This is a genomic window from Paenibacillus sp. JNUCC 34, assembly GCF_058269055.1.
Genome location: NZ_CM177770.1, coordinates 2,491,424 through 2,504,809, shown reverse-complemented (window position 1 = coordinate 2,504,809; position 13,386 = coordinate 2,491,424). Strand labels below are relative to the sequence as shown.

Genomic DNA, 13,386 nt, shown 5'->3' with positions numbered 1-13,386 from the left:
CAGGTGCTATCGTTTCAGGATTTTCAATGCAATCCTACTTCAATATATTTTTAAAAGCTTCCGTTTGCTGTTTGATACCGACTTCCGTTGCAAAACGTTCAATGCTGGATGCTCCGAAGAAACCTTCAACTCCTTTGGTTTTCGACAATACATACTCCGCATCTTTCGGTTCGGCAATTGGACCGCCATGGCAGAGGATCATGATATCCGGGTTGACTGCTTTGCCTGCGTCACAAATCGCCTGAATTTTGTCCACGCAGTCATCGAGAGTCAGCGCAGTTTTAGCGCCAATCGTTCCTTTTGTAGTCAGGCCCATATGAGCGACCAGGACATCAGCACCGGCTTCGGCCATCTTTTTCGCTTGATCGACATCAAACACATAAGGTGTTGTCAACAGATCCATCTCATGGGCTTTACGGATCATATCAACTTCCAGATCATAACCCATTCCTGTCTCTTCAAGATTTGCGCGGAACAGGCCATCGATCAGACCAACTGTTGGGAAGTTTTGAACACCTGCGAATCCTTGCTCTTTAAGCTGTTTCAAGAAAATATCCATAATCCGGAATGGGTCCGTTCCGCACACTCCAGCCAGCACCGGTGTCTCTTTAACAACAGGAAGCACCTCATTTCCCATCTCCACCACGATTTGGTTAGCATCGCCATACGCCATAAGCCCGGCGAGTGAGCCGCGGCCAGCCATCCGGTAACGTCCCGAGTTATAAATAATGATCAGGTCAACGCCGCCTGCCTCAGCACTTTTAGCCGAAATCCCGGTTCCTGCACCTGCACCCAAAAGTACATTTCCAGCCGCTACCTCTGCTTTTAATTGGGCCAAAATCTCTGTTCTAGTCTTCATTGTATGATTGCCTCCCTGGGGGTCATTTAGTTCGTCGTGTTCAGCGATAAATTCAGTTCATAATATTCAGCTGTTAATGTTGCTTCATCATCTCCACCAATTTCTTGGCAGCCGCGATGGCAAAAGCCTGATCATTAATATCTGTGTCTACTTCAATCAGCTCAACCGTCTGGCGGTCAATATTCTGTCTTAGTGTGTTAAACAGCATTTCGTCCTCTTCGGTCCCTCTAAACTGCTCTCCCTCTACATCGAGCATGGAGACACCTTGCAAAGGAAGCATTAACACCGTCGGGCCGTTCGCCTGATTCAATTTATCCGCAATAATTTCACCAAGCTTACGATTCTCCTCCACTGTAGTCCGCATCAAGGTTACCGACGGGTTGTGTTTATACAAATTGCGGCCCTTGAAAGCTGTCGGTACCGAATCATAGGGACCAAAATTGACCATATCCAGCGCGCCAGTCGATACGACCTGTGGTACTTTGCAGCGTCCGGCTGCCTCAAGCCGATGCGGCCCGGCAGCTAACACACCACCGACAAGCTCGTCGCACCATTCGGTTGTTGTGAGATCCAGCACCCCGTCGATAAAGCCTCCTTCGATCAGGCTTTCCATCGTTTTTCCGCCCGTGCCGGTTGCATGGAACACCAGTACCTCGTAGCCCAAATTCTCTAAGTATTCTCTGGCGAAATTCACACATGGTGTCGTGACGCCAAACATAGTGGCTGCGATTAACGGCTTTTTGTCCTGAGGCGGTGCCGATTCAAACTGTACCATACCCGCAATGGCATGTACTGCGTTGGTAAATATTTTGGTGGAAAACGAATTAAGGCCAGATACATCAACGATGGACGGAAACATGATGATGTCACTTGTCCCCACATAGGGTTCTGTATTGCCGGAAGCTACGGTAGATACCATCAATTTGGGAACCCCGATCGGCAAACCTCGCATGCCTGCGGTGACAATAGACGTTCCCCCTGTTCCTCCAAAGGAAAGGATTCCGTCAAATTTCCCTTCTGCATACAGCTTCGGAATGATTATTTCCATTCCTTTTGCCAAAGCTTCTGTCCCGGCAGCCCGGTCTTTTCTGGCAGCTATTTCATGAATATCGATACCCGCAGCCTCTGCAACTTCGGTGTTGGATACATCAGGTGTAAACATGGGCTCGAACACACCACTGTGTATTGTAAATGCGTTTAAACCGAGACTTTCAATGACCGATTTCACATATAAAAACTCTGCACCTTTTGAATCAAATGTTCCTGCAATGGCTATCGTTTTCACTAAATAACCTCCTTCGTTAAACATGCTATCAGTATCCGCCGCCAGCCCTGCCAGGACCACCGCCGTGAACCTTTACAACCCAATATTACAGCGCTTTCAAGATAAAGTAATCGTATGGGTGTATGATATTTATGTATATTTGTCTTATGTTTGTTTACGAAAGTTTTGCGGGGTAACACCGACGTATTTTTTAAACGTTTTACTGAAATGCACATAATCAGGATATCCGACCAGCTCCGCAATCCTTGATAATGAAAGCTTCGTATGCTTCATCACGTCCTGCGCTTTATGAATTCGGTATTTCGCTAAGTATTCCGGAAACGTGCAGCCCACTTCCTTGTTAAAAAGCGCGCTTAAGTGTGTCCGCGAAACATGAATTTGGTCCGCAATCTCTGTGAGTGAAATGTTGTTCATGTAGTTATGGGCAATATGCTCCTTAACAAAAGTCACATAATCATACGGCTCATCTAAAGCGTTCAGCTTATCCATCAGTTGTTGGTCCTGCTCCAAATGGCCAGTAACCTTGAACCGATGTGTTGTATCTACGATCGCCTCCTCTGTCGGAATCCGTTCGAAGCTGGAGCCGCCCACATATCCCATCGCAGTTGTATTATCATACATATACTGCACATCAATCGGAGTATGGACCGGTCCGCCATATACGAGTTTTATAGGATTCCGATTAGAAGCATCACATACAGCAAAAATCTGTCTCGCGATCTCCGCTCCCTTTTCCAGAGAATATACTTTTTTTGTACCCATCAATCCGCCTGCCGTTACCCCCAAGTGGGCGCAGATCACATCGGCCCCCGCATCCAGCATGAAAGCCGCCTGCTCTGCATTAAATACAAAAGCCATCGTAAACATATCCCGTTCATGTGCGAGCCGGACAGCCTCTACTTCTTGAAGGTATGACATTCCCTCTTCCTCCAACGCTTCACGAAACTGTCCGTCGATCAGACCGACCGTCGGATAATTGATGATGCCGGAAAAACCGCTGTTTTGAATCGTATCCAAATACGATGTCAGTTCTATAGTGGGATCTGTCCCGCAAAGTCCAAATACAACAGGTTTATCCCCAACAACGGACAAAATCTCACGCGAGCCATACTCCATTACCATTTCATTGGAATTCGCATAAGGCATCAAGCCTGCAATGGAACCCAACCCCATTTGTCTGAACCGTCCCGAATTCAATGCCAAAATAAGATCTGCTCCGCCTTTTACCGCATATTTAGCTGATATTCCCGCTCCCGCCGCAACGCCAATGATATGCTCTCCAGTTATAGCTTGTTGAAGCATCCGTTCTAAAATTTGCTTTCTGCTTGTTGCCAATTTGATGAGCCCCTTCGTTCAATTAGACCGCCATCTCATATTTTACCCTAGCAGTTCTTTATCTAATATTATAAGGGATAACTTGATCCTGTTAAAAATATACGACTTAATCGCTCCTATCAGCAATACGAAATGATACGATAAAGCTCAATATGACAAACAGCAGCTGAATAAATAAGGTCATCAGGATCCCCATAAAAATACCTTGGCTTATGTTTTCGCTTACGGCAATTAAAGCTCCGCCTATTCCGATGCTCAATCCTGGACCAAACGTATCAACGAATTGAAGGTAGGCAGAAATCTCACCTTCTTCTCCAGCCCGGGCATGCTGCATCGCAATGGCGCCCGTAGTTGGATTTGCCAATCCGATGCCGAATCCTGTTATTATTTGGGAAACCAATGCAAATACAATTCCGCTACTGTCAAGCCCAATAGCCAATATGACTAACGATACACCGACGATCATCAAACCGACCCCGGCAGTAACCCGTTTTTTTCTACCACGACCAAGGTCCCTCTCATCAAGTTTGGATTGCAGCCAAGCAGCTGTCGACCAACTTAACGCGCCTGCGGCAACGATCAGCCCGGCAAGGTCTGCTGAGAATCCCTTAACTTCCGTAAGAGCCAATACAACATAACTTTCAGTGGCAAGGTAGCATGTAACATACAACCCTCTTGTAACAATGATCGCCGGCAACCCCTTTTTGACGAGAAAAGTACCTTCGGGAAGCAGCTTTCTTAGAGGTTGAATCATTATGACCATACCAATAAGCGAAAGTGCGAAGCCTTTCCATTCGGTTACAAATCCTAATCCAGCCAAAAGCAGACCCGCTCCGATCGTCAGCAATAAGGCATAGCCTTCCTTGTGGCTTCTTTTTTTAACCGAGATGTTATTGGCTTGCAGTTTACGAAATGAAGGAAGCGTGAGCAATACGGCCAACCCAATCAATGGCAATACAATCCAGAATACGAATCTCCACGATACATACTCTGCTAGTAATCCGGCAATATAAGGCCCAATCAAAGCAGGTAAAATATAAGCGCTTGAAAAAGCTCCCAAAATTTTTGTTCTCAATGCATCAGGATAGCTGAGTGTAATGCTATAGTAAATGCAAGTTATACTAGCACCGGCACCGAAGCCTTGAAATGCTCTTGCACCGATCAACATCGGCATATTCAAGGAGGTGGCCGCAATCAGAATACCCACAACAAAAATAGCGATAGACAAGGTAAATGAACGAAACACGCCGATTTTGCCAATTTGCTGCCCGATAACCATCGTTCCCAATATTTGCGACAATAGAAATGCGCTGAGTATCCATCCGTATAAATGAATACCGTTTAAATCCTGTGCCAGACTGGGAGCAATCGTCGTGATAGCCAAGCCCTCGAATGCTACGGTAGTAACTGCCAAAATGATGCCGATCGTCAATGCTCTATATTGAACGTCAAAAATACCTGTCTTTCTTTCAGCTTTTTCCATTCTCATGCCTCCATCTACTATTCAAAGCAGTAATTGTCTTAACGAGTAAAAAAATTGCTCAGGAAATAAACTAGTCATGATGATAGTTGCTATAGCAACTATATGACCGAAAAATATCATAAGGACGAAACTAGATTTTTTATAGGTCCTTAACGTTATTGTACATGACAGCAAGTATTCTTCTAAATGTTTCAACTTCATCCTCGGTTAATCCTTCGATCGTTTTCTTATAGGCTTCTATCGATGGTGCAAGGATATCGTCTTTGACCTCCCGGCCTTTAACAGTTAGATATACACGTAACGATCTGCGGTCCGTTTCATGGGTTACACGATGAATAAAGCCCTTTTTTTCGAGTTTGAACAGCATTCGGGCAATGTTTGTCTGATCTTTATAAAGCCTTTCCGCAAGTTCTTTTTGAGTGATCCCTTCCTTCTCCCAAAGTATAACTAAGATTTCCCATTGATCCACGGTTATATCAAAAGGATTCACTACGGATTGATAGTAATTGTTAAGCTTTAAATCTGCACGGTGTACGATAACACCTATATACTTTTCTAATTCCAATGGTATCCTCCTGTATAATAGATATGACTATAGTTGTTGTGACCATTATATATCCGCTCTCGGATAGAGTCAATTCCACACGCCACACTTACCCATCAAAATCCCAACTTAACGTATATTTTCATCTTAACAATCAATAAAGAAGCGATTCCCTAAAAAGGAGAGCGCTTCTTTATACGACTTCAGTGTAATATCTTCATTTACTGAACAGTAAATCAGCTAAATTCGAAGCAGACACTTATTTCAAGAGCTTGGCCTCTGCAGCATGAATTGTACTCCGAATATTCCCCTCCCATACAAATATCTTCTTCTGTGAAGCATGAATTTGGTTGAGATCGCCAATGATCAGCTTTAATTCTGCTGCAGCCTTTATAGCATCTCCCTGCTTGACAGCTGCATTATAACGTTTATTCGCTTCAATTTTATTTTTATTGATGTCTGTTATTTTTTTGTTTTCGGTTGTTATTTGTTTCTTTAGCGTTTGCACCGGTACTAAAGCATCTTTAACGATTTTGGCTTTTGCTGCAGCCTGCTTCTTCGCAGCTGTTAAAGCATCCTTTTTCAATTTGATCTCCTGTCGCGCCGCATTAGTAGAAGCCTTTATACGGTTTCGCTTGAGATCATACAGAAGAACAGACTTTCGATCTTTACGTTTCCTCGCTTCTGTCGCTTTCTTGCCGAGATCAGTATATTCCGCAAGCAAAGGAGCGTATTTTTTCTGAGTCTGGTCTGCTTCTGTCTTTAACTTGTCGAGCTTTACCTTGTCAATGAGCTGTACTTTCGAATTAATTTCTTTAAGCTTGTCATTGTTTTGCTTGCGCAGCACCTGTACTTGCTGCTTATCCTGTTTATTGGCTAATTCCAATGCGGTAAAGCTGTCATGCAACTGGTCAATGCTTGTTAACGCAGCATCCCACCCAGTATTTGAAGCCTCTACATAGGGCGGTCTAGCCACAAGCAGTAGGACACACATGGTTAGAATTACCAGACCACTTATATAACGGTAATATTTGCTTCTTCGTTGCAACAAAACAATCATCTCCCTTATCCATTCATCCTCAAAGGAAGCGCAAAAAAGCACCCCACAAGAAAGGCTTTATAGCCTGTCCTGCGAGGTGCTTCTCCCGCACTTCTTTCGATTTGATAATAGTATATATTGGATCAAATAGGATGTCAATCACTTTTAAGAACATTCGTTCCCGTTTCAAACCCGGTTAGAACGGAATTTGACAAAGGACGTAACGATAAGTATGAGCAGAACCCCAAGACAAGTCCCAATACTGAATCGGTTCTGACTTTCAAAGAGGAACATGGTTGCAATAACTGAAAGACATACAACTACAAATCCTGTCACATAGGGATATCCCCATACTTTGAAGGCAGGTTTAACAGGATACTGCTTACGTAACTTCAGCTGGGATAGAGCAATACAAATCCATACCAGAATCACAACGAATCCCGGAACAGCCATTAGTATACGGAAAAGCTGATCCTGTGCGAATAGCCCCAGCATAGAGCCAGCAAGCAAAATGACCGCACACAGCAAAAGCGTATTTACTGGACTGCCCTTTCGGTTAGTTTTGGCCAAAGACTTAGGTGCCTCACCTGCCGCTGCCATGGAATAAAGCATTCGAGATGCACCGTAAATACCCGAATTGGCCGCCGATAGTACAGCCGTTATTAGGATGAAATTCATAATATGAGCCGCACCCGAAAGTCCGGTCGCTGTTAGCACCTGTACGAACGGACTGCTCTCGGCCCCCAGCTGATTCCAAGGAATTAAACCGCAAATAATTAGAATTGGCAAGGTGAAAAACAGAATGATTCGTAAGATAAAGTTGCCAACCACCTTGGGCAATATACGTTCAGCATTTTCCGTTTCAGTCAGTGTTAATCCGATAAGCTCGGACCCACCGTAGGAGAACATCACGACGAGCATTGCAGAGATTACTGAAGTCCAGCCATTCGGTAAAAAGCCTCCGGCAGTCGTGTAATTTTGCAGGTAAGGTGTATTATTACTTGGAATAATACCGAATATCAGACATGCTCCTAACACGATAAAAATGATGATCATAGCAATTTTTATTCCCGCCAACCAAAATTCAAATTCTCCAAAGGTACCTACACTCAACAAATTGATAAGAACAATAAAGGCGGCACAGGCCAGACTTAGCATCCATAACGGCACTTCTGTAAACCAATATTGCAGGAAGCTTCCCGCAGCAATAACCTCTATAACACACACAGACAACCACATGAAACAGTACATCCAACCCATGACAAATGAGACCTTTTCCCCAAAAGCTTCGCGGACAAAATCCTTCATATTCCGGTTTGGATATACGGTCGCCATTTCTGCCATGGCTGCCATTACAACCAGAAGCAACAGCCCTGCAAATATATAGGACATGATAACCCCAGGTCCAGCCAAACCAATCGTTTCAGCACTACCTTTAAAAATCCCTGTTCCGATTACACCACCCATAGCCATAAAACTGATATGTCTAGGTTTTAATTTTTTCTGTAATGATCCCTCTGCTTGTCCCATTCATATCCTCCTGATGTACATTCATGAATGACTATGTATATTTAAATGCATATTACAGTATAACCTATTATACCTATTTGTGAATATGCTGAATTTTGGACAATAAATGCAAATCACTTTTTTGAGAAAGTAACGAAACTTCCTGCTTCTTTTAAGCGTCTTCAAGTTGTACATGATAATGAAAAATGATGGAGGATAGGATATGAATAAATATTATTACTATTGATTAGCTGCGATTAGCTAATATCAATGACTTATATTGTATTTTAGCCTATTAAATTACAAATTATCTATGCTGTTCAACAGCAGAATAAGTCCGGCAATACACATAATCCAGGAAAGTGCCGATCCGGAGCTTTTGGCGATTTTCACCCTAAGCTTCTCTAAGGGTCTTTGCATCAAACGACCAAATACGAGGTGAAATCCAAACAGCAATAAAGGAGGTAGAATCATGATAAAATTGTATGCAACCAATATGGGAACCCACTGAACAATTGGCAATTTCGCAGTGGTCATAAGCCCAATCGCCGCAAAATAAGGCAGTGCTGTCGCCACCTCAATCAATGAAGTGGTAAATCCGAGACCAATCATCGCACCGATGCTTTTTGATTTTGGACGACGTGGTTCAGATGTCTTATTTGTAGGGACATAAAAACTGGCGATAAATAGGGCTCCTCCAACTATAGCCATGATCCAGCTTACCGTCCGATTCTGAAAAATGCCGGACATTGATTCAAAAACGGCATCTAATCCGAGCATAAGCAAAACGCCAACAAAGAAGTAAAATCCTGCTACTGTTATCAAGTAGACGAGTAAACGTGGTACAAGCCGTTCCTTCTCAGCAAGTAGTAAATAAACGGTTACTCCTATCGTGGCTGGGCTTAGCGTATCTAACAATGACAAAGCCCCAACGGAAAGAAGCAGTTCTATGGTCAAAATCTCTCCTCCTGTTCAGGGTGTTCTTTCTTGCGAGCCAAATATATATCAAATGCTCGGTCCATCAGTTCAAGAAGTTCTTGTTCTATTGGGTATAAACCCATTTGCTCAGACTGATCCGGCGAGTTTCTGATCTCCCATATTTTTTCTACGAAGGCGTCTTCCTCCCCAAAACTCTCCAATCGTTTCTCATCCATTCGTCCTACGATTCGTTGAACATCAGGCGATTCCGGTCCGTCGTTCATATGTCTTTTGAGCTGTCCCAGCAAAGCGATCCATTCTAGAGAGTCAGGATCGTCTCTATTCATATTAGGAAGTAGACTCAGCAATTCCTTTTCGTGCTCTTCAAACATTTGATTACGGAACGCTTGCCTTAACGCCGTATCACTTCCCGATAGTTGGATAAGTTGTTGAATAACTGTCCAACTCGTTTCTCCTTCCACCGCGATACAATGAAGCAACCCTCGCAAAGCAGACTCTATCTGTTCTAACTTTTTTTGTTCATTAAGAACATAGTTTAATTGATTTTTCAAACTAGTTGACCAATTCCACTCTCGGTTCTTGAGCATGTCTGAAATTTCTTGGAGGCTGAAGCCTAAGCTTTTTAAAAATTGAATTTGCTGCAGCTTCTTTAATTCTTGATCGCTATACATCCGATGTTTCCCCTCTGTCCTCGCTGAAGGGATCAATAAACCGATCTGATCATAGTAACGCAGCGTTCTAACGGTGATACCCGTCTGTTTTGTTATTTTTTGAATAGGAATCGATTCAAACACCTACTTTCTTTTTATCGTATAAACCGACTATACAAGGTGACGTTACGTCATGTTCAAGCCTTTTTACGTGAAATAAATAATAAAGCAGCATTAATCCTCTTTTTTAAAAGAAAATTTAATTAGATACCCAATCCCCAAACCGACTAGAACACCTGGAAATGCACTGCCAAGCATTAGCCCTATACCGGCACCAATAATTACACATGCGTAAATAACGATATCTTCTTGCTTCATCTTAACTCCCCCCTCTTTTTCCTTCTCTGTAATTAGATCTAATCACCAATACCATTGTCGAAAGCTAATAAAGCGTTACTTTACGTTGGGATTGGCAGGATTTTTTCATCATACAAGATGACGTCGCGTCACTTACAAGTGTTTTTCTTGAAAAAGCACTTGAAGGTGACGTTACGTCATCTAATACAATGAGATCTAGCAAACATAAGGAGTGGTTAAAATGAAATTCCGATTTATTATGCTTCTAGTTCTTGTCATGTTTTTACTAAGCGCTTGTGGGAACGGAAGCGACGAGGCAACCGAAAATGTACAAAGTGTCTCCCTAGAAGATGTAGATGTTCTTCAAATCGATCATGGTAGCACCAAATTAAATGTGGAATCGGCAGATATTGATTCACTGGAAGTCTCCTTGCTCTTTCACGACAATGGGCCGGGGATTGTTATGGATAAGAGTAAGCAAAAAATCAAAATTCGATTAAAAAACGATATTACTCGCATGTTAAATATCGGAAAGATGCCTCAGATTAAAGTGCGCATTCCGTCTGATTATAAAGGAGAGGTGCTCATTGATGGTTCATCTGGTAATGTTGCGGGAAGTGAGTTACAAACCCATAACCTAGTAGTAAAAGGCAAGAGCGGCAACATCTCTCTTGATTTCGCGAAATTCCATAGCGATATTTCTGTTTCAGTTTCAAGCGGTAATGTGAAGGTATCGTTAAATGATGACAATCCGGATGCCAGTTGGCTCCTGCAATCAGGCAGTGGAAGTCGATCAATTTCCATTCCTTTGGAGAATCATCAACAGAGCAATAAAAAGACGGAAGGTCAATCGGGTAGTGGATTATATAAGGTTAATCTCAAAACAGGTTCGGGAAAAATATCAGTACAATAGACACAAAAATGGAGAGAAGCGATCTACGCTTCCCTCCATTGAAATTGAACAAACTCAGCACTTGCTATAGGCATGTAATTGGGGGCTATTCTCCCCTTTTCGCTCACGCCTTTTACCCGTTGTTATAAGAGACATTGTATAAGGTCTTTTTTAAAATATCTTTTACAAATTCAGTCTTGTGATTGCTGTATGAATCAATATCGAAACGGTGTGTTTCAGCAAGCCTTATTTTTAATAATTCATATTCTTTTCGAGCTAATTCATTTCCACGTAAATAATCCCGAAATGCAATATGTTCTAAATATCCTTTTCCGTCTTTAGGACATACATAAAGATGATACTTCATGCATCCATCGTTAAAAAGCCTCCGAAATGCTTCTCGTCCCTCTGTCCCTAAATTCCCCTCATACTCATATCCTTGCTGTTCTAATCGTTCAACAATGCTTGGAAATACATCATAACTCTCAATGACTACATCAAGATCAATAATCGGTTTAGCTGATAAACCCTCCACTGAGGTGCTTCCAACATGTTCAATAGCTAGAATTAAATCACCGATATAACTCGATATCATTTTCTTAATCTTTTCAAATTCGGTTTTCCATTCGGGGTTATATGGTACAACCTCAATGATTCTTTTTCCTTCTGTCATTTTAACCTTCACCCCCCTTTAATTTAATAAATTCAACTAATGGATGAATCAATTCAAATGTTTTCGCATCCTATATAAATAATATACAAAAAGAATACCCAATGAGCCACTGGGTATCCTTTTTGTTGGTGCTATATTTCAATGATGATTGGTAAAATCATCGGTCTTCTCTTTGTCTGACTGTAAATTAACCGGCCGATATTATCCTTTAATGTTTGTTTAATCACGTTCCACTGGCTCATTTCTGATTCCGTTAAGTTATCCATGATGGACTTTACATTCTCATGAATTTCGTTCATGAGTGCTTCAGAATCTCTCACATACACAAAGCCTCTAGAAATAACCTCTGGTGCCACAAGCATCTGCCTTTGATTTTTACTCAAGGTTGTAACGATGATTAACATCCCGTCTGAGGACAGCTGTCTCCGGTCACGCAGTACGATATTACCTATGTCACCTATCCCTAACCCATCTACCAGGCTGTTACCAGCAGGTATCTTTGGTCCAAGGAGAGCTTTTCCAGCTTCAATCTGTACCGTCTCACCATTACGAACAATGAACACATTCTCATTAGGTATCCCTACTGATTCTGCCAGCAAGCGGTGCTGGTACAGCATCCGAAATTCACCATGAACGGGAATCAAGTATTCAGGTTTCATCAAGGTCAGCATTAATTTAAGTTCTTCCTGGCTACCATGCCCTGAAACATGCATACCTGCTGAACTACCTGATCCATAGACCACTTTTGCACCCAACACGTATAAGTTGTCGATAACATGCGCAAGATTTCGTTCATTCCCCGGGATAGCTCCTGCAGCGATAATAACCGTATCACCGGGTAAAATTTCTATATGGGGATGCTTGGAGCTAGCCAATCGTGACAGTGCAGCCATTGGTTCGCCCTGACTACCTGTGCATAATATCGCAATTTTCTCCGGCGGGTATTGCTCCGTCATTTTTGCATCAATCAGAAGATCATCGGGTAATTTCAAGTAACCGAGATCTTTTGCCACCGATACAACATTTACCATACTCCGACCGAGCAGAACCAACTTGCGATTGGTCTCCAACGCTGCATCGATGATTTGCTGGACTCGGTTTACGTTGGAAGCGAACGTGGTTATGAATACCTGCTGTTCAGCCCTCGCGAATGCATCCAGAATATGTCCACCAACCGACCGTTCTGAAGGAGTAAATCCGGGCCTTTCGGCATTTGTGCTCTCAGATAGAAGCACCTTAACCCCCTGTTTACCGATATCAGCCATTCGGTGTAGATCGGGATAGGGGCCGCTTACGGGAGACATATCAAATTTAAAGTCGCCCGTGTGAACCACATTTCCTTCTGGTGTCTGAAAAAAGATACCCACGCAGTCTGGGATACTGTGACTTGTAGCAAAAAAAGACGCTTGGATGGCACCAACATGAACAGTTGAATCTACATTTATAACTTGCAATTCAGCATTTCTTAGGAGGCCATGCTCCTTAAGTTTAATTTTAATCAATCCGATCGTGAGCTGTGTCCCATACACGGGAACATTCAATTGCTTCAGCAGATATGGGATTCCCCCGATATGGTCCTCATGACCGTGTGTCACGATTAGCGCTCTGACTTTATCACGATTCTCGAGTAAATAAGTAATATCAGGCACGATGAGGTCGATACCCGGTAAGCTCTCATCGGGAAATTTTGATCCACAATCAATAACGACGATATCCTGATCGTACTGAATCATATACATATTCTTCCCAATTTCATTTACGCCGCCTAGAGCAGCAATAAGCAATTTGTTCTCAGCGAGCTTCAAGTTTATGAGACCTCCT

At 42.7% G+C, this 13,386-nt stretch carries 13 protein-coding genes; 1 reads left to right on the top strand and 12 read right to left on the bottom strand.

What is annotated here, in order from left to right; genetic code table 11:
* Positions 1-34 precede the first annotated feature (34 nt).
* The 10 genes from AC2TF5_RS11880 to AC2TF5_RS11835 form a co-directional block, all read right to left on the bottom strand.
* Positions 35-859: a phosphoenolpyruvate hydrolase family protein gene (locus AC2TF5_RS11880; protein ID WP_491302342.1), complete on the bottom strand. Its 825-nt coding sequence runs from the start codon at positions 857-859 to the stop codon at positions 35-37.
* Positions 860-932: 73 nt separating this feature from the next.
* Positions 933-2,144 carry a Tm-1-like ATP-binding domain-containing protein gene (locus AC2TF5_RS11875; RefSeq protein ID WP_491302341.1) on the bottom strand — a complete coding sequence of 404 codons (1,212 nt, stop codon included), beginning with the start codon at positions 2,142-2,144 and terminating at the stop codon, positions 933-935.
* A 144-nt stretch (positions 2,145-2,288) separates the two neighbouring features.
* Positions 2,289-3,479, bottom strand: coding sequence for a phosphoenolpyruvate hydrolase family protein (locus AC2TF5_RS11870; RefSeq protein WP_491302340.1), 1,191 nt, complete (start codon positions 3,477-3,479; stop codon positions 2,289-2,291).
* A gap of 106 nt (positions 3,480-3,585) precedes the next feature.
* Positions 3,586-4,962 (bottom strand): MFS transporter, encoded by a 1,377-nt coding sequence (locus AC2TF5_RS11865; protein ID WP_491302339.1) that lies wholly within the window; start codon positions 4,960-4,962, stop codon positions 3,586-3,588.
* A 139-nt stretch (positions 4,963-5,101) separates the two neighbouring features.
* Positions 5,102-5,527 (bottom strand): MarR family winged helix-turn-helix transcriptional regulator, encoded by a 426-nt coding sequence (locus tag AC2TF5_RS11860; RefSeq protein ID WP_491302338.1) that lies wholly within the window; start codon positions 5,525-5,527, stop codon positions 5,102-5,104.
* A gap of 238 nt (positions 5,528-5,765) precedes the next feature.
* Positions 5,766-6,557, bottom strand: a complete 792-nt coding sequence (locus AC2TF5_RS11855) for a hypothetical protein (RefSeq protein ID WP_491302337.1) — start codon at positions 6,555-6,557, stop codon at positions 5,766-5,768.
* 174 nt (positions 6,558-6,731) lie between these two features.
* On the bottom strand, positions 6,732-8,075 hold the full coding sequence (locus AC2TF5_RS11850; protein WP_491302336.1) for an amino acid permease: 1,344 nt from the start codon (positions 8,073-8,075) through the stop codon (positions 6,732-6,734).
* A 279-nt stretch (positions 8,076-8,354) separates the two neighbouring features.
* On the bottom strand, positions 8,355-9,011 hold the full coding sequence (locus tag AC2TF5_RS11845) for a GAP family protein (protein ID WP_491302335.1): 657 nt from the start codon (positions 9,009-9,011) through the stop codon (positions 8,355-8,357).
* Positions 9,008-9,787: a MerR family transcriptional regulator gene (locus AC2TF5_RS11840; RefSeq protein ID WP_491302334.1), complete on the bottom strand. Its 780-nt coding sequence runs from the start codon at positions 9,785-9,787 to the stop codon at positions 9,008-9,010. The genes AC2TF5_RS11845 and AC2TF5_RS11840 overlap by 4 nt, the downstream gene beginning before the upstream one ends.
* Before the next feature lie 90 nt (positions 9,788-9,877).
* On the bottom strand, positions 9,878-10,021 hold the full coding sequence (locus tag AC2TF5_RS11835) for a hypothetical protein (protein WP_208919420.1): 144 nt from the start codon (positions 10,019-10,021) through the stop codon (positions 9,878-9,880).
* Between the two features lie 220 nt (positions 10,022-10,241).
* Between AC2TF5_RS11835 and AC2TF5_RS11830 the strand changes: the two genes are divergently transcribed.
* The gene (locus AC2TF5_RS11830) at positions 10,242-10,913 is read left to right on the top strand and encodes a DUF4097 family beta strand repeat-containing protein (RefSeq protein WP_491302333.1); all 672 of its coding nucleotides are present in this window, start codon (positions 10,242-10,244) and stop codon (positions 10,911-10,913) included.
* 112 nt (positions 10,914-11,025) lie between these two features.
* Here the strand turns inward: AC2TF5_RS11830 and AC2TF5_RS11825 are convergent, their stop codons facing one another.
* A complete protein-coding gene (locus AC2TF5_RS11825) occupies positions 11,026-11,565 on the bottom strand; it encodes a GrpB family protein (RefSeq protein WP_491302332.1) in 540 nt (179 codons plus the stop codon).
* 131 nt (positions 11,566-11,696) lie between these two features.
* Complete coding sequence (locus tag AC2TF5_RS11820) at positions 11,697-13,370, bottom strand: ribonuclease J (RefSeq protein WP_491302331.1); 1,674 nt, start codon at positions 13,368-13,370, stop codon at positions 11,697-11,699.
* Between the last annotated feature and the right edge of the window lie 16 nt (positions 13,371-13,386).

Bases quoted from the DNA above. Each gene is read 5' to 3' on its own strand.
- AC2TF5_RS11880 (WP_491302342.1), bottom strand. From the start codon at position 859: ATGAAGACTAGAACAGAGATTTTGGCCCAATTAAAAGCAGAGGTAGCG.
- AC2TF5_RS11865 (WP_491302339.1), bottom strand. From the start codon at position 4,962: ATGGAAAAAGCTGAAAGAAAGACAGGTATTTTTGACGTTCAATATAGA.
- AC2TF5_RS11850 (WP_491302336.1), bottom strand. From the start codon at position 8,075: ATGGGACAAGCAGAGGGATCATTACAGAAAAAATTAAAACCTAGACAT.
- AC2TF5_RS11835 (WP_208919420.1), bottom strand. From the start codon at position 10,021: ATGAAGCAAGAAGATATCGTTATTTACGCATGTGTAATTATTGGTGCC.
- AC2TF5_RS11830 (WP_491302333.1), top strand. From the start codon at position 10,242: ATGAAATTCCGATTTATTATGCTTCTAGTTCTTGTCATGTTTTTACTA.
- AC2TF5_RS11825 (WP_491302332.1), bottom strand. From the start codon at position 11,565: ATGACAGAAGGAAAAAGAATCATTGAGGTTGTACCATATAACCCCGAA.